This window comes from Occallatibacter sp. (genome assembly GCF_049582745.1).
Classification (GTDB): Bacteria; Acidobacteriota; Terriglobia; order Terriglobales; family Acidobacteriaceae; genus Telmatobacter.
This window is the reverse complement of record NZ_JBAUUO010000001.1, coordinates 1-22,425: the sequence shown is the minus strand read 5'-3', so window position 1 is coordinate 22,425 and position 22,425 is coordinate 1. Positions and strand designations below refer to the sequence as shown.

General features: G+C 58.0%; 23 protein-coding genes. 22 read left to right on the top strand and 1 reads right to left on the bottom strand.

The genetic code is table 11. The features are described from left to right. From WCA10_RS00115 to WCA10_RS00025, 19 genes are all read left to right on the top strand, one after another. A partial coding sequence (locus tag WCA10_RS00115) for a TrbI/VirB10 family protein (protein WP_472820443.1) occupies positions 1 to 968 on the top strand: 968 nt, incomplete at its 5' end. A 1,422-nt stretch (positions 969 to 2,390) separates the two neighbouring features. Continuing rightward, positions 2,391 to 2,723 (top strand): hypothetical protein, encoded by a 333-nt coding sequence (locus tag WCA10_RS00110; RefSeq protein WP_472820442.1) that lies wholly within the window; start codon positions 2,391 to 2,393, stop codon positions 2,721 to 2,723. 15 nt (positions 2,724 to 2,738) lie between these two features. Then, positions 2,739 to 3,401: a hypothetical protein gene (locus WCA10_RS00105; RefSeq protein WP_472820441.1), complete on the top strand. Its 663-nt coding sequence runs from the start codon at positions 2,739 to 2,741 to the stop codon at positions 3,399 to 3,401. A gap of 10 nt (positions 3,402 to 3,411) precedes the next feature. Next, a complete protein-coding gene (locus WCA10_RS00100) occupies positions 3,412 to 3,867 on the top strand; it encodes a hypothetical protein (protein ID WP_472820440.1) in 456 nt (151 codons plus the stop codon). A gap of 4 nt (positions 3,868 to 3,871) precedes the next feature. Beyond that, positions 3,872 to 4,216 (top strand): hypothetical protein, encoded by a 345-nt coding sequence (locus WCA10_RS00095; RefSeq protein ID WP_472820439.1) that lies wholly within the window; start codon positions 3,872 to 3,874, stop codon positions 4,214 to 4,216. 4 nt (positions 4,217 to 4,220) lie between these two features. Further along, positions 4,221 to 4,439 carry a hypothetical protein gene (locus WCA10_RS00090; RefSeq protein ID WP_472820438.1) on the top strand — a complete coding sequence of 73 codons (219 nt, stop codon included), beginning with the start codon at positions 4,221 to 4,223 and terminating at the stop codon, positions 4,437 to 4,439. Further along, the gene (locus WCA10_RS00085; protein ID WP_472820437.1) at positions 4,411 to 7,059 is read left to right on the top strand and encodes a TraG/VirB4 family ATPase; all 2,649 of its coding nucleotides are present in this window, start codon (positions 4,411 to 4,413) and stop codon (positions 7,057 to 7,059) included. The genes WCA10_RS00090 and WCA10_RS00085 overlap by 29 nt, the downstream gene beginning before the upstream one ends. Further along, complete coding sequence (locus tag WCA10_RS00080; protein ID WP_472820436.1) at positions 7,056 to 7,904, top strand: hypothetical protein; 849 nt, start codon at positions 7,056 to 7,058, stop codon at positions 7,902 to 7,904. Before WCA10_RS00085 ends, WCA10_RS00080 begins: the two co-directional genes overlap by 4 nt. 10 nt (positions 7,905 to 7,914) lie before the next feature. After that, positions 7,915 to 8,820 carry a hypothetical protein gene (locus tag WCA10_RS00075; RefSeq protein WP_472820435.1) on the top strand — a complete coding sequence of 302 codons (906 nt, stop codon included), beginning with the start codon at positions 7,915 to 7,917 and terminating at the stop codon, positions 8,818 to 8,820. A gap of 5 nt (positions 8,821 to 8,825) precedes the next feature. After that, complete coding sequence (locus WCA10_RS00070) at positions 8,826 to 10,220, top strand: hypothetical protein (protein WP_472820434.1); 1,395 nt, start codon at positions 8,826 to 8,828, stop codon at positions 10,218 to 10,220. 8 nt (positions 10,221 to 10,228) lie between these two features. Beyond that, positions 10,229 to 10,972 carry a VirB8 family type IV secretion system protein gene (locus WCA10_RS00065; RefSeq protein ID WP_472820433.1) on the top strand — a complete coding sequence of 248 codons (744 nt, stop codon included), beginning with the start codon at positions 10,229 to 10,231 and terminating at the stop codon, positions 10,970 to 10,972. Further along, positions 10,969 to 11,268 (top strand): hypothetical protein, encoded by a 300-nt coding sequence (locus WCA10_RS00060; RefSeq protein WP_472820432.1) that lies wholly within the window; start codon positions 10,969 to 10,971, stop codon positions 11,266 to 11,268. The genes WCA10_RS00065 and WCA10_RS00060 overlap by 4 nt, the downstream gene beginning before the upstream one ends. Before the next feature lie 240 nt (positions 11,269 to 11,508). After that, positions 11,509 to 14,088: a hypothetical protein gene (locus tag WCA10_RS00055; RefSeq protein ID WP_472820431.1), complete on the top strand. Its 2,580-nt coding sequence runs from the start codon at positions 11,509 to 11,511 to the stop codon at positions 14,086 to 14,088. An 81-nt stretch (positions 14,089 to 14,169) separates the two neighbouring features. Beyond that, complete coding sequence (locus WCA10_RS00050; RefSeq protein ID WP_472820430.1) at positions 14,170 to 15,015, top strand: TrbG/VirB9 family P-type conjugative transfer protein; 846 nt, start codon at positions 14,170 to 14,172, stop codon at positions 15,013 to 15,015. 235 nt (positions 15,016 to 15,250) lie between these two features. Then, complete coding sequence (locus tag WCA10_RS00045) at positions 15,251 to 17,044, top strand: type IV secretory system conjugative DNA transfer family protein (protein ID WP_472820429.1); 1,794 nt, start codon at positions 15,251 to 15,253, stop codon at positions 17,042 to 17,044. A 2-nt stretch (positions 17,045 to 17,046) separates the two neighbouring features. Beyond that, positions 17,047 to 17,820: a hypothetical protein gene (locus tag WCA10_RS00040; RefSeq protein ID WP_472820428.1), complete on the top strand. Its 774-nt coding sequence runs from the start codon at positions 17,047 to 17,049 to the stop codon at positions 17,818 to 17,820. An 11-nt stretch (positions 17,821 to 17,831) separates the two neighbouring features. Then, a complete protein-coding gene (locus WCA10_RS00035) occupies positions 17,832 to 18,521 on the top strand; it encodes a hypothetical protein (protein ID WP_472820427.1) in 690 nt (229 codons plus the stop codon). After that, positions 18,506 to 19,033 carry a hypothetical protein gene (locus tag WCA10_RS00030; RefSeq protein WP_472820426.1) on the top strand — a complete coding sequence of 176 codons (528 nt, stop codon included), beginning with the start codon at positions 18,506 to 18,508 and terminating at the stop codon, positions 19,031 to 19,033. Before WCA10_RS00035 ends, WCA10_RS00030 begins: the two co-directional genes overlap by 16 nt. Positions 19,034 to 19,221: 188 nt before the next feature. After that, positions 19,222 to 19,800 (top strand): hypothetical protein, encoded by a 579-nt coding sequence (locus WCA10_RS00025; RefSeq protein WP_472820425.1) that lies wholly within the window; start codon positions 19,222 to 19,224, stop codon positions 19,798 to 19,800. Positions 19,801 to 20,106: 306 nt separating this feature from the next. On the opposite strand, the gene WCA10_RS00020 is transcribed toward WCA10_RS00025, so the two are convergent. Then, positions 20,107 to 20,583, bottom strand: coding sequence for a hypothetical protein (locus tag WCA10_RS00020; RefSeq protein WP_472820424.1), 477 nt, complete (start codon positions 20,581 to 20,583; stop codon positions 20,107 to 20,109). A gap of 388 nt (positions 20,584 to 20,971) precedes the next feature. On the opposite strand from WCA10_RS00020, the gene WCA10_RS00015 reads away from it, so the two are divergent. The 3 genes from WCA10_RS00015 to WCA10_RS00005 form a co-directional block, all read left to right on the top strand. Beyond that, positions 20,972 to 21,235, top strand: coding sequence for a hypothetical protein (locus WCA10_RS00015; RefSeq protein ID WP_472820423.1), 264 nt, complete (start codon positions 20,972 to 20,974; stop codon positions 21,233 to 21,235). A 50-nt stretch (positions 21,236 to 21,285) separates the two neighbouring features. Beyond that, on the top strand, positions 21,286 to 21,645 hold the full coding sequence (locus tag WCA10_RS00010; RefSeq protein WP_472820422.1) for a hypothetical protein: 360 nt from the start codon (positions 21,286 to 21,288) through the stop codon (positions 21,643 to 21,645). A gap of 362 nt (positions 21,646 to 22,007) precedes the next feature. Then, on the top strand, positions 22,008 to 22,425 hold a 418-nt coding region (locus tag WCA10_RS00005; protein ID WP_472820444.1), incomplete at its 3' end, for a TOTE conflict system archaeo-eukaryotic primase domain-containing protein.

Below are 22,425 nucleotides of genomic sequence, written 5' to 3'. Positions count from 1 at the left end.
CTCAGTATCAGCAAGCAAAACAAGAGCAAGCGACTCCCTCCAAAAGCAGCGTGACGCCGCTGATGGACACCCCACGTACGCCAGCGCCGGACAACACGACCGGTCAACTTGGGCCAAGCGACATTCGGCGCACACGCACGCTAAATGGCGGCGAAACCACCAAGCCATTCGCCGGCAAGCCTGCCCTCGCTAGTTCTCTGGGAGGTGTGCCTTCCTTCGCAGACACGCAGCAGAAGTGGGAAGATCCGGCTCCCTACGGCGGGGCTCCACCGGCAGAGACACCGCAAACGCAGCAGAACAGTTTGAAGGAGCCATCGCTCATATTCGTGCGGAGTCTGGCACAAAACCAAGCCGGCGCCGCACCCAAGGTCAATGGTGATGACGATGGCACACCACGATTGGAACTCACACCGGGAACGCGCATTCAAGCGAAGCTTGAAACGCAGATATCGAGTGCGGTGCAGGCTCCCGTGGTAGCAGTGGTCGAATACACGTACGCCATTGGGGATAGAATCATTGTTCCTGCCGGGGCGCGCGTGTACGGTCAGCTTCAGCAAGCTGATAGAAGCGGGCTCGTCAGCGTGAAATTCGACGAGATCGAATTGCTCGACGGCGCGCGGGAGAAGATCGACGCCGTGGGCACGGGGCTCGATCTCGGGCCAATCAAGGGCAATGTCTACGGTAAGAACACAGGCAAGAACTTCTTTGTGCGTGCAGCATCCGGCCTCGGTTCCGTGCTTGCGGAAGTGGCCGGCAACAATTCGAGCGCCGCGTTCTCGGAAGATGACATGCTGCGGGAGCGGCTGGCCGAAAACATCGGCACGGCGGGCGACTCCGAAGTGATGAATCTCGATGCGAACAGCCGCGTCGTCGTTTCCGTCCCCGCGGACACGAAGATCTACGTAGTCTTCACCAAGCACGAACAGACCCCCTCCGAGCTTCAAAAGGTAGCTCCCACAGCTCAGTAGAGCAGCCACGCCTTCTCTCTTCTTCTCGCCCTGGCTCAATCCGTCAGGGCGTCTCTTTTGAAAGGCCATCTTGCACCACACCTACCCGGTTCGGGGTATTCTTGTCTCTCGTATTCAAGGCTGCTGCGGGTTACCGATCATTCCTATTCGTGCAAGCTGATATGGGCAACGATCGATCCGGTTGACTCATCGTGCAGTTGAGCAATGTTCGCTCCCGTTGCCCCAAAGTGCGGTCGAGTAAAGGTCGGTCCGATTGACCCAGAGTGTAGTTGAGTCATCTTCGCTCCCGATTGCTCAATCCGGAAATGAGCAAAGATCGCTCCCGATGCCCCAAAGTGCGGTTGAGCAAAGGTCGGTCCGGTTGACCCAATGTGCGGTTGAGTCAACTTCGGTCCCGATTGCTCAATTCGGAAATGAGCAAAGATCGATCCCGATTCCCCAAAGTGCGGATGGGCAATTATCGGTCCCGGTGACTGACTGTGCGGTTGGGCCGAAATCTGGTAAACGACTTCAGCGGCTCGACCGATTCACATGGCGATGCCATGCCCGGCAAGCTGAGGTTTGCTGATCAGCTCGCAACAGGGTCTTGGGGGTAGATCTAGGAAGGAATAATCAAAGACCGTCCACAGCGCCTGCAGATGTAGGTGTGCTCCCAGTTCCAGTAGAGGCGTGGATAAACTTCCCGGTTATACCGGGCGATGCTGCGGAAACGGAGGAGCATTCCCCCTAAGCACGCCACGCCGAGAAGCAGCAAAACGGCGACGGCGTTCTCCGAGGTTACAAGGGAACTCGGATGTTCCAGAATCCCTCTAAGACCCACGAATCCCCAAAAGAAAGTGAAGCATATTGGTATTCCCCAAAGCAGGAGAGGCCGTCCGTACCCGCGAGGATCGGGCGGCGCTGCGGCTTGTGCAAAGTAGGACTGGCTCGTGCCTGAATGGAAGGGCCCCGAATAACTGCGCGTTCCCTGTTCGAAGAGAAGCGGAGCGGCCACGATATTCGTGGTCCCGCACTGGTCGCACTGATACGGATTCAGCCGCGATGTGGATGCCATTCCGTTGTCCCTGGCCTGGCGACAGCTTGCGACACCGGGCTCCTCGATTGAAATTCTAGCTCGATTTTTTCCATTCCGGCCAATTCGCCAATTCAGCAACGGACCGCGCCAGCACGCAACGGGCCGCCCAACCCGCTCATGCGCCGAGAGATAGTGCTGTTTCCCATCTCGGTCCAGCGCGCCAATTTGACTGAATTTCGATCGAGACGCAATCTCCTGCTCGACACGGATGCCCCGAGCAGCCGGGTCCAGGAGAGAAAAACCGTATGAGAACCGCACTCACCTTCTGGCGGCGCTCCCCAGTGTCCGCCCCGACATCCCCCCGCACTCTTCATCGCCCCGATGAAGTCAATTGGATACACATCGCCATGAAGTTTGCATTGGGGCTCATCTTCATTGGCAATCTCGCGGCGCCGTTCATGGCGAGAGCCCAGAACCTCGGCACCTCCCCTCAATTCGGCCAAGCCGTGCAAGGCCAGCAAGCAACAACCGTCGAAGGCACCGTCCTCAACATTGTGAACTGGAGCTGCAACGTCATCGCTCCAGTGATCGCGGTCGCCTGCCTGGGTATCGCCGGGTGGCACTTCAAGAGCGGTCGCGGCTATCTGGGCTGGGGAGTCACCGGTGTATCTCTCATGGTGATCTCCGGCCTCGGACGCATGGCGGAAGGTTTCATCACACAAGCACAAGGCATTCAGTAGCCAGGACAGAGATCCATGCAGACGCCACAGTTCCTTCTCGACCTTCTCCAACTGCTGCTCGACCTCGCGGCGCCAGCGGCATTCTGCACGTTGGCCGCCGCGGGAGTGAGCCTGCGTCACGAAGGCGGGATCAACTTCCACGTAAATGGCCGCACCGGCAAGTGGATTATGTGGACCGTCGTGCTCTTGACATTGCCAGAACTGCTGTCGTGGATCGCGGCACAAGGAATCAATATTCCCTCTGGCAGCGGATCGGTGGGTACGAGCTGGCTCGCCAGCATGGAGACAGTCTTCAAAAACTTCGTCAGCCAGATCGTAGTCGCCAAGCTGGTCCCCGTTTTGGCAGCTTACTTCGTCCTGAAGGCCACGCTCGATGGAGCCACAGGAGAGAACCCGCTCGGATCAGTCGTCGCGGCTCTGTTCCTGATGTCACTATCGGCAACCATGCAGCTCTTTCAGGGATGGAACTCGGGAGGCGAGTACGCAATGACCGACATGCTCACCTCCCTCTGGAATTACATCGTCGGTCAAATCATGCCGGCCGCGGCGGGACTGGCGTGTGTCGGAGCAGTCATCAACTTCGTCCGGCACAGACCCTGGACCAGGCTGGTCTTCGCCGCGATTTCTTTCCTCTGTGTGAGCGGCCTTCTTTCGCTTTTCAAGGCGATGGCGGCTTAAGGAGCAATGTATGAGCCTCGATGGCGCCATCACGAATCTTGCATCCTGGGCCGGCAATACCATGATGCCCACCATGGCCGGCATGTTCTTTGCCGGAGCGGTTTACCGCTACAGTAAGAGCGCTCCTTTCGAGAGCCTTCTTTACGGGGGCTTTGCCTCGCTGCTGTGTTCAGGAATGTTGAGGACTCTGGAAGGTTTTGTACAGCACGCGGGCGCGACAAGCGCCGACGCATTCTGGATGGCAACCATGAGTCTGGTGAACTGGACGGCCAACGTGATCCTGCCCATGTTCGCGCTAACGCAGTTGGCGGCGATGGCCCTGCACATGGGAGGCGTGGTTTCGGAGATCTATCCAGGCTCAACGTGGATCAGGAAACTCATAGCGGCCTTCGGCGCCCTCATGGTCTCCGGAATGATGCGCTTGGCCGAATCGATGGTCACGCAAGCGCATGGGGTGGGAGGGTAAGCGAATGAGTCTCGATCTGACGCCTGTTCACCGGAACCTCCACACCAAGGTGACGTTTCTTGGCTTGGAGTTCGAGGATCTGATTCTCGTGCTCGCCTTGGCAGCGCTGATGAATCTCCTTGCCCACTTCGTGAGCGGCAACGCGCATGTGTTCGGGATTCCGCTCAACATCTTCATGGAGTTCGTCGTACCGGCGCTAGCCGTGCCGTTCCTGATCCTTTTCAAATACGGCAGGCCGCGCGGCTATCTCACCGACCTCGTCCGCTCGTTCTTTGCTCCGAAAGCCTGGTGCGCGCTTGAGCGAGATTCGGAACTGACGCAACCTTATGTGGTCGACGAGGAGAGCTGAGTCTATGCAGGCATCGATCAGAACACAGAAGAACGGAACGGTCGTTGCTGTTTTAGACGCGGAAGCCGCACGCGTCGCGTTCGCAAGTGTGATCTTCGCGGCGCGCATTCATGAAGAGATTGTTCCACTGGCGCGGATCGTGGAGCAGCAATTGCATATTGAAGGTGCGGGGACTCTGAGCGGGGAGGTTGGCTATGCCGGTCACTCAAGCAGAACACGATAGAAGGCTCAAGGCGCCCGCGGTCTGCGAGTTGTTGCCCCTGCGTGATCTCCCCGCGGGCGACAACATCATAGTCCGCACCAACGGAGCATTCGTCGCGGGATATGAGCTCAAGGGCATCCTCGCTTACTTCGCCACTGACGACGAACGCAACCAGAACAAGTCGATGCTCGAAGCGCTGTTCCGCAGCGTTCCCGACGTCAGCATGCGCATTCAGTTTCGCTATGAGATCTCTGAGCGCCTCGGAGATCTTCTCGAAAGTTACGTTCACGAGCAGCGCACCGAACAGTCGGAGGTGATGGCTCTCGATACGCATAGGCTCCGGATGTGGCGTCAAAAGGAAGGCAGCGGATACTTCTTTGAGAACCGCCTTCATGTCTACTTCATCTGGGATCCGCGGATCCACGCGAAGCTCTACCACTCCGTTCAGCAGAAGCGCAGTGCAAACGGATTCACACTAAGCCAAAGGAGGGCCATTCAGCGTACCCGCAAGGAACATGAAACCTTTCTCGCCGAGTTTGAATCCATCCTCCGGGGCATCGAGGGGTCGATGGAGGCGGCCGGCCTCGGGCCCCGGAGGCTCTCGACGCAGGATCTCTTCGAAGAGGTGAAACACGCCCAGCATCCGATTAGGCGCGATCGGCGGCCGTATGTTCCTGGGGAGGAGATGATCGAGTATCGCAGCGCGCGGGAACAGGCGACCGAGGCAAGCATCCTCAACGAAACCGAAACGTACCTGAACATCGATGGGTATCTCTACGCGATCGTGAGTCTCAAGGAACTGCCGGACGCCACCTTTCCGGGGATGCTCAAGAACTTCTCGACTCTTGGCTTTCCGGTCGTCATCAGCGGTCAAGTGGTCATCCCGGACCAGGTGAAGGTGCTTAAGACCTACAAGAAGCGCCTGCAAAAGATGACGGCCGCACAGAAGGACGCGAACGGAAACTTCAAATCGAATCCCGAGGCGGAAGTAGCGCAGGCGCAGCTCATCCAGGTCCAGCGCGACATCATTTCTTCGTCGCTAAAAACTGCCAAGCTCAGCCTCTGCGTTGTCGCCCGAACGTCCCAACCGGCGATCTCGCTTCGCGATCTCGAAAAGTCAGAGCGTGAACTCGCGAATCGCACGCAAGAGGTTCTGAACGCTTTCACCCACATGAATGGCGCCAAGGCGGTTGCGGAGACGATCGCTAAGCGGCGCATCTTTCTTGGGACGTTGCCGGGGATGGCCGAAGCGGACAAACGGGACCAGGATATGCTCTCATCCAACGTCGCCGATCTTGTGCCTATAGAGATGCCCTGGACCGGCACGCGTAGGAGTCCTTTGATTCTCTTCGAGACTCCCTATCGTCAGCTCATTCCGTTCTCCATGTTCGATCCCGATCTCTCGGACGCGAACGGCCTCCTGATGGCAAAGAGTGGCGGCGGGAAGACACTTGCCGCACAGCAGATGCTGTTGATGGCGGCGCGCGCAAATCCACTCATCTCGATCCTTGAGCGCGGAGACTCCTATCAACCACTGGTGGAGTTGATGGGCGGGGAAATGATCGAGATGTCGCTCGACAGCGACCAGACGATCAATCCCTGGGATTTACCAAGAGGTGAAGACCGGCCCTCGAACGATCAAATTTCGTTTCTCAAGAACCTCACCCGGCACATGCTGGGCGAGAACACGCCGCCAGACCTCGACATCGACCTGCTCGACAGCGTTTTACTTGAAGCAATCGCCTCAACCTACAAAAGGTGCAGCGCCAAAACCTCGAACCCGATTCCGCTCTTCGGCGACCTGGCTGCGGAACTGGCGCACTGGCAGGACCGCGACCGCAACCAGAAGATCAACGCGATGGCGCAGATGGCCTCGACCAAACTGCGCGCCTGGGTCGACGAGGGTCCATACGCGCGGCTCTTCGATCGCCCCACCACTATCGAACTGAACAATCCGTGGCTTTATTTCAACGTCGAGAAGCTAAAGGACGATCCGCGCCTCGAACGCGCGATGAGTCTACTGATAGCGCACACAGCAACCCATCGCGCATCGGGAGTGACCGGGCAGCCGAGCATCGTTCTGCTCGACGAGTGCTGGGCGCTTCTTGAATCGCCGATCCTGGCCAGCGTGGTGGTCCAGCTCTTCCGCACTGCGCGCAAGCGCAATGCGAGCGTTTGGGGCATCAGCCAGACGCCGGAAGACTTCGTCGGCACCCCCGATAAGCCCAACGAGCACGGCGCCGGCATCGTCAAGAACGCAACCACGAAGATTATTGGCAAACAGCCCGGGGATATGACGGCGCTCCGGGAGCACGTTCACCTGAACGAGACCGCGCTCAACCAGATCAAGACCTTCGCCCACCCGAAGAAGGGCGTGAGCGCCGAGTTCCTGATTGCGATTGGAGAGAAGGCCGAATCCACCCACGCGATAAGGATTGTTCCGAGCCCCGTGGACTACTGGATCACGACGACTTATGCGAGGGAGAGGTCGTTTCGCAAGTGGTGGCTGCGCCAGCATCGGCAACTGCCGCTGATCCAGGTATACGAGGAGCTAGCCGCCAAATATCCGCGAGGACTGGCTGAACTGGCGCCCTTACCGGTCGAACTCTCCGGAGAGATGCAGGAGGCAATGAGCCAATGAATGACACGCCTGAACTCGAACCCGAACTGCGCCTGAACGGCGAACCGTATCCTGCCCCGGAGAGCCGCCGTGCGCTGAGCTTCCGCGCTCGCTGGAACAGGAGACTGCTTGTCGGCATTCTCCTAATGGAGACGTGCTTCGTTCTTCCGAAGTACGCGCACGGGCAATTCCTGAGTATCTTCGACTCGATCTTCAGCTCGATTCAGAACGACATTGGCAGCTCACTCAGCTCGATCAATCAGGTCATTCAACAGACGCAGAAGCTCTATCAGACGACCTTAGCGCCGCTGGCGGCCCTCAATCAGGCGCGCGGATTTGTCGTGAATTCGATCAACAGCTTTCGTGGTCAAATGAACCAAATCTTCAACACGCCCTTCACAAGCGCGGTGACTCCCGGGCCGCAACAGTTCGAAAACATCTTGCACAGCCGGTTGTCGTCTGAGATTCCTGCCCTGCAGACGAGCTTCACTTCGAACTATGGGGCGATCCCGCAGGTCAACACAGCCTCGCCGCAGGACCGCGTGATGATGGACGTGGACGACGCACTCGGACAAGAGAACCTGAAGACAACGCTCATCGCTGACCAGGGAGCGGACGTCATCCTCCAGACAGCCAACCAGATGGAGAATCAGGTTGCGGTCAGTACGCCCGGCTCCAATCCTTTTCTCACCGCGCAGGCGCAGGTCGCAAATCTTCGCTGCCAGGCATACATCCAGAAGATGCTTGCGGCGGAGCTGCGGCAGGAGGCGGGCCGCATCGCGCACGACAACGTCCTCATCAAGCGCCGGACAGCGGCGACCGGGGGAATCAACAGTTTGATCACGGGAGCGCTGACGGCGCGATAGAGAGGTTTCGATGACCGATCCAAAGAATAATCCGAACAAACAGCGCAGGTCCTTCTTCTGGCAGCGCAAACCCATTCTCATGCCGGAATCGGCAAAGCTCGTGAATCCGGTTGAAGGGAGCCCGCGGAAAGCGCATCCCTGGTACCGCCCGACCTTGTTGAAAGCGGCGGTGGTCGTGCTCGCTGTACTTGCCATTCTCCCGAAAACGGCGAACGGGCAATTCGGCATCGACACGGCTGCGATTCTGGCGGCGCTCTCGAAGATGCAGTCGCTGATGAACACGTTCATCGCCACGCCCCTCAGGACCATCAATCAGTACGAACAGAGCGTGGCGAAGTACGAGCAAGAGGTGATGTACCCACTTGCAGCGATCAATCAGGCGAAGTCGTCGGTGATGCAGTTTGAAAACCAGTTCAACCAGGTCAGCGGCATGTTCCGTGTGAACGTCTCAAGCGCTACGCTTCCACAGTCGCAAAACCTCGAGTCGCTCTTACTGTCGCGCAACGCGGCGAATGTGCCGGTCTTAGCAGGCCAGTTTCAGAACGTCTACGGCGTTGTGATGGCGCAGAATGCAGCGTCGCCGCAGACGAGGACGATGACCGATATGACGGATGCGCAGGCCCAGGACGCTATGAAGCGTGCGATTGAGATCGACGCGCTCTCGGACGCAGAGTTGAACGAGGCGAACCAGATGGGCCAGCAGATCTCCGAGGCTGCGCCCGGCAGCGCTCCGATTCTTGAAGCCGAGGCCGACGTATGGTTGGTGCGCGCCAATGCCTACACGCAGGCGGCACTTGCGGAACTGATGAGAACGCGTGGCATCGATCTCGAGAATCAAAGCGCAATCACGAAGCTGGCGACCGCGGACAACACCACGAACAACGGCCTCATCAACGGAGCACTGACCAACAGGTAACAGACATGCTCTACGCCCACTTCCATCCCGAGGTCATGCTCGCGTTTTTTCAATCGACGCAGCTGAGTCTATTCGAGCGGTTCGAGACGCAAGCAATGTCCGGTATCGATTCAACTGGCATTACCGCTGGGATGCAGAACGTGGCGTATGTTGTCCTAGTTGTCGGGTTCCTGTGGCAAGTCTATCAGTCAGCTTTGCATGGAGGGGATGTCCGGGGGCTCGGTACGAGCCTCATCAAGTATGTGGCCACAGCGGTTGTGGTGATGAACTACGGAACCGTGTTCACAACAGTGAATCAGGGCTTTGTGAACGCAGGAAACTGGATCAATAACGCCTCGGGGGCTGTCAGTCTCTTCGATAACTGGAAGAGCGATTTGATGACGCAATTCAACCAAGTGGGCTTCCAAAAACTGTGGGGAATCATCACCGGAGATATTCCTGGGCTATTAGACGCCCTTCTGATTCTTGTCGCCTATCTCCTCTATCCAATCGTTATTGTCGTCTTCGGTTTTTTCTATATCTTCTACGGCAGCATTCTTTACATCTTTGGACCTATCGTAATCGCTCTCATGCCATTGGGTGCAGCCAATCGCATCGCCAAGGCCTATGTCGAAAATATCTTCATTTGGAATGCGTGGCCCATCCTCTATGGAGGCTTTGGGGCGCTGCTAAGCGCGGTTCAAATGGGCCAAATTGGTCAGATGCTCAGTCAGAACAATTTCCTTGGCGGCCTGGGCAACCTCGAAGGCTCAATTCTGATCGGCATTGTGAGTATTGTTTACTCGCTTGCGATCGCAGTCATTCCATTCATTGCGAAGCGCATCGTCAGCGGCGACGTGGGAAGCACCGCGGTTGCGATGGTGGGCACGGCGGTGACGGCATTGACTGCAGGGGCGGCAGGTTTTGAAGGAGCGGCGGCCGGCGTGGCGGCTGCGCGCGGAAGTTCCGCAGGCGCAGCCTCAGCTGGGGGCTCTGCCGGTACAGCGACGGCGGGAGCCGCGCGAGCGCTCTCAACCGCCGGCGGAGGAAACCAGCCCGCGCCGCCGCAGCCGGCGCCCATCGCCGCATCTTCTGCCGCCAAGGGACTCTCGCTCGGTGACGGCGTTCCCACACTCGAAGGTCACGCCGAGCAGATTCGCAGTTCGATCAGCGACGTGATGGGCGTGGACGAACCCAGCGACGAAACCAGTGGAGCAATCAGTGCCCCGACGCAGGATTCCGCGGTCTCACAGGTTCAGTCCAGTGGAGGAAGTCGGAAATCCGGGGCCATCAACAAATCGGCGGCGCCAATGCGAAGAGGACCGACAGTACACCGGTACAACTTGGGGACTTGGACTGCGTACCATGCTGCCCGGATTGCAGCGAGAAGCGTCGTAAGCGCCACAAGCCATAAGGAGTAGGAGGACGGATGAAAACCAGCACAGCTACAGCGGACGACGCGGCCCTGGCAAGGCCGAAGTATTACGAAATGGATGGGGCCCTCCGCGCTAATGCGAACCGTGCCTGGCTGCTCGCCTTCCTGACCATCCCGATTGCTTTGTTGGCGATCGGATTTGCAATCTTCGTGCGCATGCAGCCGCCGACCGTCATTCGCATCGGTCCAAATGGCGATGCTTCCGAGTTGGGGAAGCCGGCGAAGGGTGCAGTATCCGATCTCGCTACCGGCGGGACAGATCAATTCCTAGATGAGGCGTTCGTGAAACGCTTTCTAACGAGTTACCTCAATTACTCGCCATCCGATGTGGACGATCACTGGGCCGCCAGTCTCAATATGATGACGCGCAATTTGCGCGCCCTCACGCTGAAGGCGATGAGCGACAACGACACTCGCGGCAAGATCGATGACGGCCAGATCCAGTCCGTCTTCCATCTTCGCGAGATTGACACAGTACCTGGAGAGCCACTCGCCTATCTCGTCTACGGCGTGAAGGACGTTCACCACCTGTCGAATGGAACCGAGACAACAGACCACTTCGTCAACGAATTCCGCATTCGGCTAATTCCGGACCGCCGATCCGACGTAAATCCGGACGGGTTGTGGATTGCCGAGTACAGTGAGCGCCCAATCGATGGCGAGCGGATGAACCAGATTCTTAACACGCCCGACCTGATTCCGGGCGGGGACGACACAACAAAGCAGGGAGGCCGATGATGGAAACCGTACTCGCGAAAGTGGCGGAGATGCAAGCGCCGGCAGGACAGGCGGAACCGCAGCGTCGCCGCAGACCGCGCCAGCAGAGCGAGGAGGTCGCCCGCTACTTTCTTGCAAAAGATGGCTCATCCATCGACAAGCCTGAGCTTGGTGCCGAGGTGGCGAGCGAAGGCGAGGCTCTGATCAAAGCATTTCAGTCGAAGAACGGCGTGATCTACACCGTTCTCGCCTATAAGGCGGAAGCGGAGATACAGGGAGGATCTCCGACATTGGTCAAACGGCCCCTGCGCAAGTAGGGCCATAGAAGGTCAGCACGGATTCAAAGAGGAGACAAACCTGAAACATGGCTCATGTCGCCTCCTTTGACACCTTATCGCACACGCGATGAGGAATTCCGCTGACCCGGTTTGCACTCTCGAAGCCTGGTTCGGCTTGACACCCACCCCTAACCCGGGCGGCCAGGCGAGGAGATTGAGGACCGGCAATCAGCCACCTCTTGTCACTTCGTCTTGAAGCGCCAGACAAGTGAGGAGAACATGACAGCGAACAGGACACAAAACGCGGCACTCGATCAACAGCTCATTCTCGAACTGAGGATCGATGCGTCCGGTGAAGTGACCCGCAAGCCAACCAAGCTCGGACGGAAGGATACGCTCGAGGGAAAGCTCCTCGGGCAGCTCTATCCCGGCATCCGAGTAGCTCGTGTCAGCGTGCCGTATGAGTTGACGCCGTATGAGCAGTCTGTGGTCGAAAACCGCATGGCGAGCCTTCATTATGGCGGGGTCGAATACAAGCTGGTGGGCGCAAGCGGCTCGGCGAAGGATGGCAAGTTCTACTTCGTCGACCAGGCACACGCCGGCCCGATTGCTGAGCGCTTTCAGCACTGGCCCGAGGCGGCGATCGTGTACTTTGCGATCCTCGTCTCCGACTGCAAGCTGATGGTCGAGGAACCCGACCTCCGCATCGCTGTGGTCAAGGACCATGTCCTTGGCACCAACGATTGCCGCGGCTGGGCGCGCGAATCCCTCTACCGCAAGCTTAAGATCGGCACAAATCGTTTCTGCCAGTTTCGCCTGGCATTTGACGCGAGCGAACCGAAGCAGGCAAAAGGCGCCTTGAAGGCGATGAGCGATCATGTGGCCGACAGGCTCGCGGTCGACATCATTTTGCCCGAAAGCGCCTGCAAACCGGCCCTCAAAGGAAGCGTGCGATTTGTTCCCCAACTGGGCACATCGGGCCGCATGTTTACGGGTCCGGCGATCCTCGGGATTAAGCAGATCTCCCGTCAATCGGAGTTTGGGTCAAGCTACACCTTGATCGAACATGCTTCGGAAGAGGCGCTGCAGTTTGAATTGAAGCTGTGGGCGCTCCAACGAATCAAGACAATGCGGAAGGCATGGGACGAAGGCGACTACCAGGCGCTGTTCGAAGTAATCGGCAAGTCCGAGGTTACAACGATCGACGATGGCGTCAACTTCGATCCCGACTCACTGGAGCGAGAGGACGATCAGGCTTCGGAGGGATGCGACCCGGCGGAGGCGGTTCTCTTGGCGGACCGTAGCGGAAACGCAATTAAAATTCCCTACGTCTTCAACCAATTGAACCGCAAGCTGGCCCGCTGGGCGTTTCGTGCCTGCACGAGTGCGGATCTGAAGCTGCCATCGTTCGCTCTAGCGGATGACGGTGTCTTGATCGAACACCGGGGAAGGGTTCTCTCGGCGTCCGACTGGATACCCGAAGACAGCACAATCACATCGTTGACGGCTGAGAAAGGCCTTTGCATCCGGTACCCGATACGGATGCAGGAGGACCTTCTGCCCATCCGTCACCTCACCAACGAAGAGCTTGTTCCGGCGCTCAAACAGGCGCTGGGCACGGCCAACCTCGATGAAACGCTGGTCGCAACCATTCTTGAACGGCAACTCCGGATGGAGGGGACTTACATCCTCCATTCGAAGACCGCAAGCAAGAACGGCGGCGACTTCGACTTCGACACCATATGCGTGATGCCGTCCGATCAGTTCCCGAAGTTCGTTGCGGGAAGGATCGCGTATGGGCAAAAGTTCCGGCAGGAAAAGACGAAGCATCAGAAAGCCAAGTCTCCCTGGTGGAATGCCTGCCCGGTTGCCATGAAGGCGCGGGGAAATCGGATCGGTTCGATCACTGACCTGAAGACTTCGTGCATTGCGGCGGGACGGCCTGACTTGGCCTACAAGCTCGTCGAGCAACTGCAGAACGCACTCGATTCCCTCAAACACAGGGTCGAGATTGATGAGTCCGTTGTAAGTGAGATCAGGAAGGAGGTAGCTCCGGCGCCCTGGCTCCGCCACAAGCGGGAGCGCAGAGTGTCGGACCTGCCGGCCCATCTTGAGATCGCGGATACGGACAAGGTTGGAAGGCTCTATAACCTCCTGCGCAAGGAACTCGGCTTTCTTCCCGACGAAACCGGAAATGGCTTCGAAGAGAAGATGGGGATCGAAGACTTCCGTGGACTCTTTTCGGGCGACCACGTAACTCGGGAGATGTTCGAGGAATGCCAGTTGGTCAATTCGATCTACGGCGACATCGCAAGCCGGATTGTTCAGCGCGAGGAAGAGGTCAAGCAGCAGTTGAAAGACGCTCAGGCGCAATGGGAAACCGTGCGCCAGAGCGAAGACAAGGAACAGAGAAGGTCTGCGGTGCTTGCGCGGAACAGGGCGCAGGCAGCTCTTTGGGAACACGAGCAGGACGCAAGGGATCAATTCAGCTCCTTGCATCTGTTCATTCACTACTGGGCGCAAGGCAAGCAAGAGAACCGGCGGGCATGGGCGCAGGCGATGAATGCTGTCGTTACTGGCGGCACAGGTTCCGGCGCGGTCCTCTTCCAGTCGTTTCCGCAGGAGGTGGTCGATGCCTTCGCGGAGGTCACTGGCGGCCAACGGGTTCGGGTTCGAATGCCGAAGACCGTCAATGGCTATGCGTGGTTTGACGATGAGCGGCGAGCATTCCTCGTCGAACGAATCGCCAATCCCGAAGGCCCGGAATGCGAAAAGAGAGTCTTCCTCTTTCAGTACAAGGGGAAGCGCGATCTGCTCTTCGAAAACACAAGTGCTCCCGTTCCCCTGGGGCACTCCTAGCCGGCGAAGGAGAAGACTGAGCCTCTGGCTCGGCTTCTCCTTTCCGCTTTTTGGACGATCGTTGCGCCCAAGGAGGCCGCTATGAAGACGTTCATCATCATCTCGATTGTTCTCGCGGTCGCCGCAGCCGGGGCGCAGACGACCACACAGAGCCAGATTCGCCACGTCGAAACATCGCTCAACCATCTCACAGTTCTCGAATTTGGCGAGACGGTGACGACACTTGCTATCGGCGATCCGGACAGCTTTCAGGTTGAGCGTCATGACGACAAGGTCTTCGTGAAGCCTCTCCAGCCGGGGGCATCGACGAATCTCTTTGTCTGGACTGCAACGCGGGAGTTGAATTACGAGCTCGATCCGGCTGGCCAGCTTGCCGCAATGGACGTCCTGGTCCGCGCGGAGCCCGCGCCCAAGCCCCGCACCAGCGCACTCGCCTCTGCCGAGCCATCGGATGCCGAGATTCGCAAGATCGCGTCATTGGTCCTTACGCAGGCGATGATGGGGTCCGAAGACATCGCTCACTTTTCGGTCAAGCCTGCTCCGAACCGCGTGGAGGTTAGTCTGGAGCAGGTCTTTCGCGCGAAGGAACGGATATACATTCGCTATTCGGTCACCAACCAAACCGACGCTCCGTTCCGGGTGACAACGCCGGATGTGTGTCTTCCGCTCCCGACCGTGCAGTCTGTCTCTCTAGTGAGTCTGAGGGATCACCAATTGGCGCCGCAGACCTTTGCCACTTTCAAAGCAAAACCCGGTTCCAGCCTCGCTGTCATGCAAGCGGAGTCAGCCCATCGCGACCTTTTACCTGGGGAGAAGACAACAGGCGTCATCAGCATTGAAAGCTCGGCCGGCAATGCGCCGCAGATTTATCAGCTGAGCTTCGGCACCGACCAGAGCGGACCGCTGAAGGTTGAGGCGGTCCTGTAGTCATGTGCGCGCAGAGTTATGTATCGGCTGAAGAAGTGCGCCAGGCGCTCAGGCAAATCTATCGCAACGACTCCGAAACAAATCTTCAGAATGCCCTTGCTCAGTCCTTGGCGGACGAGCTCAAACCTGTCAACGAAAAGGGCAGCTGGAAGCCCAGCCCGTTGCTCCTTCTCGTATTCGTCCTGCTTTGCGCCCTGACCGGAGTCTTTCTTTACTTTTCGATCGGAGTGCGCCCGTGAGTCCGTACTATGACCAGCCCGGATGGAGACAGCGTGGACCGGAGGACGCCGCCGGCGTCCTGGTGCTGTTCGCTTGTGCAGTGCTTGCGTTTGCCTGGTACGTTGCCGTTTCGCGTCTCCATTTGCGTAATTCACAGTGCCTTGAAATCTTCCTCGACTGCTCGATTCTCGTGTTCAGTGGAGGTCTCATCGCCGCACAACTGGTCGGCCGGAGGAAGAAGAAAGAGGAGAATTGGCCGCACCCGGCAATCCTGGTTCCGGCGTCGAAGGATGCGGCGATTGTTAGGGACGCCAACCGGAACGGTTCCACGCTGCTCGGATACAACGTCCACGGAGAGCCCTGGCTCTGGCCGGATCTGGTACGCATGAAGCACGGCGTCATTGTCGGCGGAACCGGAGCGGGTAAGTCCACATTCCTCGAAAACATCATCGCGCAGGACGTGACCCGTCGATTCGGCGCGCGCCCGATGCCTATGATTATCTTCGACGGTAAAGGCGAGCGGGAGTTTCTGGACCGGTTGCTGCCGCACATCGAAGCCGCTGGTCGCTTGCAGGACTTACGGGTAATCGATCCCACCCACCCCACTGAGTCAGCCCGGTACAACCCCTTCTATGCCCTCGACGATGCCTATCAGGAGCATGTGAATTTCATCTTTCGGTCATTCGGCCTGCGTGAAGACTTCTTCAAGGGTCATCAGGAGGCGTATCTCTCGGACCTTGTGCGCATTCTGCAGTACACCGGCAGGCTTTTTAACGTCTACGACGTGCTTGTGATGGCGCTCGATGAGGAGGTGCTGGCGGAACAGATCGGTGTTGCTAAGGCCCGTCTCGCCTCGGTACCAGGCATTTCCATGCAGAAGCGTTTGAACTTCGAGATGTCGGTGAAGATGCTGCAACGGTCATTGGCGGACCGCGAGCGTGTCGAGAAGATACAGGGGCTTCTGAACGAACTTCTGAGCTTCCTTGAGGATGAGTTGTCGGTCGTAACCGGCTCGTACCAGGACCTTCTCACGCTCGACGATGTGCTTGAAAACGGCCTGATCCTGTTCGTTTCGCTCAACGCCAACCGCAATCAGCGCGCTGTCGAAGCCCTGGGAAAGATCCTCCTACAGAACATTCAGCTGATGGTCGGCAAACGCTATGCGCAGCCGGCGCGCGACCGGGACGCGGATGAGCCGATGCTCTCGGTCATCCTGGACGAGTTCGCGCCGTTTGCCTATCCCGCGTTTACGCAGGTGCTCCAGACCGCGCGCGGCGCCAGGGTCTCGTTCCTTTTCTCCTTCCAAAGCATGCCTCAGCTGCAACGCGTGAGCCAGGCGTTCGCGGACGAGGTCTCGTCGGCGCCCGGAACGAAAATGATCATGAACGTGTCGGAGGAGAACACGGCGCAATGGTTTCTGAAGGCATCGGCCAGAATTGCGACAAAGCGGCGCAGCCTGTCGGTACGCCGCACCGGAATCCTCTCGACGAAATACACCGAGACGGGCACGGGAAGCGAAAGCGACATCAAGGAGACTCGTGCTCGCGAGGACCACATTAAGAACCTCCCGGTTGGCCAGATGGAGATTCTGATGGTGGACAACCGGGAGGGCACCCGTTACTCCCATCTGCATGTCCGCCGCGCTCCACGATTCGAGATTGAGGGACTTCAACCGGCGCTCTATCCCAAGATGCACAGTTATCTCGACCCGAAAATCGGCGTCAATCTGCGTTTCAAAGAAACCGAGAATCGGAAACAACGGCGCCGGAGGGCGGCAGGATTGTTTTTCGGTGGAGTCAATGGAGAGTGACGATGCGATCACCACTCATTATTCGGACGGTCGTCTTTGCTATCTCACTCTGGTGCGTCTACGGGCTATCTTTCGCTCAGACCGTGAATCGTACCGATTCAGGATCCGTGCAACCCGCGGCGAAACGCCAGGGGTTCTTTGACTATGCGTTAGGGAAGATCAATCCTCGCGACAAGGATTATGGCACAGCGATGGAGTCTGGTAGGGCTGCTCTCGTCGAGAATTCCATCGACGATCTCTATTTCTGGTCGAATGTGGTGACGCTGCTTTTGCTCTGCGGGATAGTCGGCGTTGTCTTTCTTCAGTGGCGCGCAGCCGACAAGCGCGAAGTCATCGCTTCGTTCCTGATCGCGCAATTATGGAATGGCCGCGTCAGTGACCGGATCGAGATTGAACGTCGCACGGAACAGTTCAATCGACTGATCGAAACCCATAATGCCGAGGCCGAGCGTGCGCTCTCTGCGAAGCCACAGCCCACCTCCGGCGAGGAACAGGCCGACTCCGAGCTCAAACGAACCGTCGAAGGCCTCGACAAGAGGACAGCGAAAGTGAATGCTGCGGACCGCAACAGCGGTGAGAATCGGCCTGCGAGCATCGCAGTCCAGGCTCAAAGCGCGGACGCAACTGCTGCCGGCTTGCAGCAAAGAAATATGATTTTGGAACGCCAGGCTGAAGCAATGAGAAATACAGAGGCCAATCTGCGGCGCCGGCTCAATGACACGATGGCTCAACTCGACCAGGAACGGAATCGAAACCAGACCCTCAAGGGCGCGTAGGAGACGCAAGGATGGACCGCAAACCACAGCTCAAATCGCCGACGGACTTCGCCCATCCGGACGAATGGCGGCAGTACGTCCGGCAAACCGTCTCCCCGGACGAGGTCGGTTACACACTTGCATTCGGCCGGACAATCATGTTTGCGCGCTTCTATGAGGCACGAAATCAACCCTTCCCCGACCGATTTTCGAGCGAGATGGCGGCTATCGGCCAGCTTCACGACCCCGAAAGGACGGAGGCGTTGGAGGCATTGAACGACCGAATCTTCGCCGACATGACGCAGTTTCTGTTGGCTGCTGCACGGCCGGAAGTCTCCGAGAGAGTAGAGATCGCCACTCCCGTCTCGCCCCGTGAACTCATCGATGAACTGGCTGCATACCTGACTAAGGAGAACCCGTACTATGCGCTCTGGATTCGGTATAAGTCGCCAGTGTCGGAGCCCAATAGCGAGCTTGCCTGGGAGGAGTTTGTTACGCAGGAGCTTGGCGACGGGACTAACGAGGAGATTGAATTTGCGCTCTTGGTCGGCCAGTTAGGCAAGTTGCTTACTTATTTCCGGCGCCGAAACCTTGCTTTGCCTCCCCATTTCTCTGGGCGGGTTTGGTTCCTGCACTATCTGCCTGGAGCGGAGCGCAGTGCGCATGCGCGCGCCCTTGTGCAGGAACTGGCTGAGGCAACGGGGTCATGCACGTACGCATAATCAACTTCGGAACGAACTGGTGGGCCATGCACTCACGCAACCTCGACGATCCCTTTTGCTTTCGCCATTGCGCCGCGTGGTTCAACTCGGCGGGACTCAAGTACGGCCGCAGGTTGCGACTGTGCTGGGTGTATCCCGGTCAGATCCGGTTCAACCTGAACAGCGGTTTTCAGCCGGAGCATCCGCTGCGGTCCATGGGGAGGACATTTCTGTGCAGCGGTCCAAACCATTTGGGCGGCCGCACGCACCTTCTATTTGTCCGCCTGTCCGGTGAATCCGCACCAGATCGGTATCTGGTGACCATGAACGAGGCATCGAACGGACGGCTTTCGTTCACGTCTCCCGCATGGAAATCTGCCGGCGTTCAGCCGATATCGGTCAGCCTCCGGGGTCTCCGGTATGAAGCGATGGTTCTCATGGGACGGCAAGACTGGGTGGAAACCGACGTTGGCCGGTGGTCAATATCCGAGGACGATCGACGACTGGTTCTCGCAGGAACAGGTGCGGAATGAGATACCGGAAGGGGTACATTGCACTTTCAGACAGCCGGGATGTGCCGGTCTTGTTGTTGATTCGCAATGCTCGAGCGATCACATTCGATCAGGTATGCGCACTGGCCGCGATCGAAGGTAGCGAATCAAGCCGGCGCTCAGTGTACTGGAGGCTGTCGCGCCTAGAGGGTTGTGAGCTGATCCGGCGCATGACTTACGACCGCTTCTTCTCGCAGCCGATCTTCGCCATCACGCCACTTGGGCTCCAATTCCTCGAGTTCCGCGGCCACTCGTTGCTGTCACTGCCGTCGACGGCAAAGTCGATCATCCGGAAATCCCAGATTCTCCATTCGGTCGAATTGGCCGGCATCCGTGTCGCGTTGGCTCAAAAAGGGCTCCTGAAATCCTGGAAGTGGGAGTTGGAAATCGTATCGAGAAACCTGGCTTACGGAACCGGAAAGATGAAAGACTTCGACGCATTGGCCGAGATCGCTGTCGACGGAGAAACCAAATGCGTTGCAATCGAATTCGAAAGAACGCTTAAAGGCTCTGGGCGATATGAGGAATTGCGCAGCATCTTCAGAGCGGACCGGACCGCCGACCGGGTTCTCTACCTTACACCAAATGCCGAGATTCTCTATATCCTGGCGCTCGAAATGCGCGACGTCGGAAAGCGGATCGGCTTCGTTCTGAGCGAGACACTTCGGAGCGAACTGCTGGACGCCAGCATCCTCACGAACTCTCCGGCGAACGACGTGCTGTCGTTCCGCCAGTTTCTCTTGCAATGACATTTTCTTCCGATTAACTCCCCATTGCCCATTGGACATATCGAAATGGCACCCATTGCCATCCGATTTCCTTCCTGGCGCCATCCCCTCGCCTTCCTGAACACTTCCCAATACGCAGATTTGCATGGCCAGAACGTCCCGGAAATGTGACAGATGCGTTCTGACTATCCCCTTGTTTTTCGTTGCGTTGGTTTGTGGGTTCGGATGGGTGGTTTTGGGTCCTGTGTCCAGACGAAGCTTGACGCGGGGCTTGGTGAAGCAACTGAAAGAGGACTGCAGGTTTTAGGTGTCTGTGCGCAGCGTCGCTCAAGGCGTCCCTCGATTTGTCTTCTGCCAATCGATGCGCCAGCGGCCGTTGGATATTGGTACCCAGAACAAGTGCTTTTGTGGCGTACCGCGTGCATGATGGTAGAGCACTGCCGTTCTCTCGTAGAAGCCGCGAGTATGCCACGAATCCGCGAATCCGAACTTTTTGTAGTCGAGATGATGGCAGAATTCGTGACAGAGCGTGCTCAGGAACGTGCCGTAAGAGGTAACGTCCTTGCGCACGGCCGTCCGCATCCACACCCGAATCAACATGGCTTCCGGGTCGTAGTCACCGAACAGCTCGGTCGTCCACTGTTCGCGAACTCGCAGGGGTCTCGCGGCAAGTACCCGGACGCCGCAGTCCGGAACGTGGTAGAACTCCGATGCAAACTTCAGGAACTCGGCACAGGCCCGGCGCAGGTTTCGAATCTGGTCGGATTTCATCGCCGACTCAATGGCCTTAGCGATGTCGGACAAGCGTGCCTCCTCTGGCAGATCGAGTGTCGTGATCCGATCGCTTTCCCGGAACCCAGTGAGGTATGACGTTCGCGGTGGGGCATCGGTAAGCATCGGTCTGAAGTTCCTTTGTGAACTCGAAACGGGACCATTGTACGTCGTTGCTCTCCGATTCCGACCCAGCGAGAGAGCCGCAATGCACCGCGGATGAAGGCGTTGCTCACGCTCTTCCCCGGACATTCAGCCGCGGTGATCGCGTCGCCGTGATGCAATTGCGGGCTTCTGCGCGTGGTCCCTTCCATTCAAATAGCCCTTCCTTCCCGCTGCACAACACAGTCATGTCCTGAAGTTTCCGGGCACTGAGGCTTCCCATTCAGCGCCCATGAAATCTATCCCCAAAGGAGTGCCTATGGCTCAAATCGAAATGCAAACTACCGCGACAAACACGGCGAGCAAGACGAATTTGCCTCGCCGGTTCGTTGCTCGCCTCATCGCGAGTTCCATTTTGAGCGCCGCCGGATTGCTCAGTTTCGCCCTAACCGGCCCAATCATGTGCCGCATCGCGGCCATCGATCCGGCGCTCGAAGCGTTCTATCTCTCACTCGTCGCCGGGTGGTTCTGGTCTTTGGCCTGGATGTGGTCGCTCACCTTCCAGGTCCGGAGCCGCCGGTAAACAACCTCAACCCCGCCCAAACCAAATCCGAAAGAAAGGAGTGTCGCGCCATGCAACCCAGCTTAGGAAAGATGTCCGCATACAAGATTCTGAACTGGCAGGACCGGGCCGCCAGTTCCATTGAACAAACCGTCGCAGCCTTCCTCGAAATTGGGGAAGCGATTGCCACGCGGTGGATCCAAACCGCCAAAGGCGTTCTGCTCTTGCAGTTGGTTCCTGGTGACGATGCATCCGGAGCAATCTATGTCTTCGATCGTCGCTGCGATCAGTGGTACATGTTGTCGTTCGAAGAGTGCGAGGATCGGTTCACCTCGGAAAAGTTCGACCGCGCTCTCTCCGAGTACGACCTGTTCCGTCTGGTCGAACAGCCCGGTCTCTTGATCTCCGAGTTGCAGCCGGCCAACGCTTAGCCCGCCTCATCCCGTTCCCCTCAACAGCCCATACCAAGCCACCAAGGAGCCTGCCATGCGTCTGTCCGCAAGCCGAATCCGCTCGATCAACCGCGCGATCGCCAGAGTCAACGGAATCATTTGTGGAGCTTCTGACGGTCCGCGTCGTATCCGCGTCGAAAACCCAAAAACCCCAACCGGCGCGATCCCGCCAAACACGACGAGGATCGTCGCCCTTCCAAAGGCTCACTGCGCCTGAAACCGGCCACGGAATCGGCGAGATATATGCCTCCATGACAGGCCCAACTCGCCGTTTCCGCGCAAATTTGACCGAGTTTTGGACCCGCGATACAACCGCAGCGAATGAAGGAGGCTTGACCGCCATGTATGCCACGTTCTGTGTGAACCGGGAAACGGCAGCCAGCTTCACGCGGCTCTTCGTGAATCGGCGGGCATACGCGATCCAGGCTGAACGCCCGCTGCCGAACGGTTCCGTTCCCTATTACCCGGCTAGGAATTGGCAGACCAAAGAGCCGAAGCCGCTGGACGAAGGCGTGGTGCGGATGCACCTGAACGGCGATATCACCATCAGCTTGTATGCGATCAATCCCGAGACCCAGCGTTCAAAGTGGGTCGCGATTGATGCCGATTTCGACGGCTCTCTGGAGTCGCTTTTTCAATTGCAATGGGAGTTGAAGCAGGACGGAGTGAAGGCCGCCTTGGAGCAATCGCGCCGCGGCGGGCATCTCTGGATCTTCTGCGCCGAACCGTTGCTGGCCTCTGAGTGCCGCATCTACGTCT

Excerpts from the sequence above, each read along its gene's own strand:
- WCA10_RS00070 (WP_472820434.1), top strand. The coding sequence starts at position 8,826 with ATGCTCTACGCCCACTTCCATCCCGAGGTCATGCTCGCGTTTTTTCAA.
- WCA10_RS00095 (WP_472820439.1), top strand. The coding sequence starts at position 3,872 with ATGAGTCTCGATCTGACGCCTGTTCACCGGAACCTCCACACCAAGGTG.
- WCA10_RS00030 (WP_472820426.1), top strand. The coding sequence starts at position 18,506 with ATGCACGTACGCATAATCAACTTCGGAACGAACTGGTGGGCCATGCAC.
- WCA10_RS00090 (WP_472820438.1), top strand. The coding sequence starts at position 4,221 with ATGCAGGCATCGATCAGAACACAGAAGAACGGAACGGTCGTTGCTGTT.
- WCA10_RS00110 (WP_472820442.1), top strand. The coding sequence starts at position 2,391 with ATGAAGTTTGCATTGGGGCTCATCTTCATTGGCAATCTCGCGGCGCCG.
- WCA10_RS00075 (WP_472820435.1), top strand. The coding sequence starts at position 7,915 with ATGACCGATCCAAAGAATAATCCGAACAAACAGCGCAGGTCCTTCTTC.
- WCA10_RS00060 (WP_472820432.1), top strand. The coding sequence starts at position 10,969 with ATGATGGAAACCGTACTCGCGAAAGTGGCGGAGATGCAAGCGCCGGCA.
- WCA10_RS00010 (WP_472820422.1), top strand. The coding sequence starts at position 21,286 with ATGCAACCCAGCTTAGGAAAGATGTCCGCATACAAGATTCTGAACTGG.
- WCA10_RS00055 (WP_472820431.1), top strand. The coding sequence starts at position 11,509 with ATGACAGCGAACAGGACACAAAACGCGGCACTCGATCAACAGCTCATT.
- WCA10_RS00100 (WP_472820440.1), top strand. The coding sequence starts at position 3,412 with ATGAGCCTCGATGGCGCCATCACGAATCTTGCATCCTGGGCCGGCAAT.
- WCA10_RS00040 (WP_472820428.1), top strand. The coding sequence starts at position 17,047 with ATGCGATCACCACTCATTATTCGGACGGTCGTCTTTGCTATCTCACTC.
- WCA10_RS00080 (WP_472820436.1), top strand. The coding sequence starts at position 7,056 with ATGAATGACACGCCTGAACTCGAACCCGAACTGCGCCTGAACGGCGAA.
- WCA10_RS00015 (WP_472820423.1), top strand. The coding sequence starts at position 20,972 with ATGGCTCAAATCGAAATGCAAACTACCGCGACAAACACGGCGAGCAAG.
- WCA10_RS00035 (WP_472820427.1), top strand. The coding sequence starts at position 17,832 with ATGGACCGCAAACCACAGCTCAAATCGCCGACGGACTTCGCCCATCCG.
- WCA10_RS00085 (WP_472820437.1), top strand. The coding sequence starts at position 4,411 with ATGCCGGTCACTCAAGCAGAACACGATAGAAGGCTCAAGGCGCCCGCG.
- WCA10_RS00050 (WP_472820430.1), top strand. The coding sequence starts at position 14,170 with ATGAAGACGTTCATCATCATCTCGATTGTTCTCGCGGTCGCCGCAGCC.
- WCA10_RS00025 (WP_472820425.1), top strand. The coding sequence starts at position 19,222 with ATGACTTACGACCGCTTCTTCTCGCAGCCGATCTTCGCCATCACGCCA.
- WCA10_RS00065 (WP_472820433.1), top strand. The coding sequence starts at position 10,229 with ATGAAAACCAGCACAGCTACAGCGGACGACGCGGCCCTGGCAAGGCCG.
- WCA10_RS00105 (WP_472820441.1), top strand. The coding sequence starts at position 2,739 with ATGCAGACGCCACAGTTCCTTCTCGACCTTCTCCAACTGCTGCTCGAC.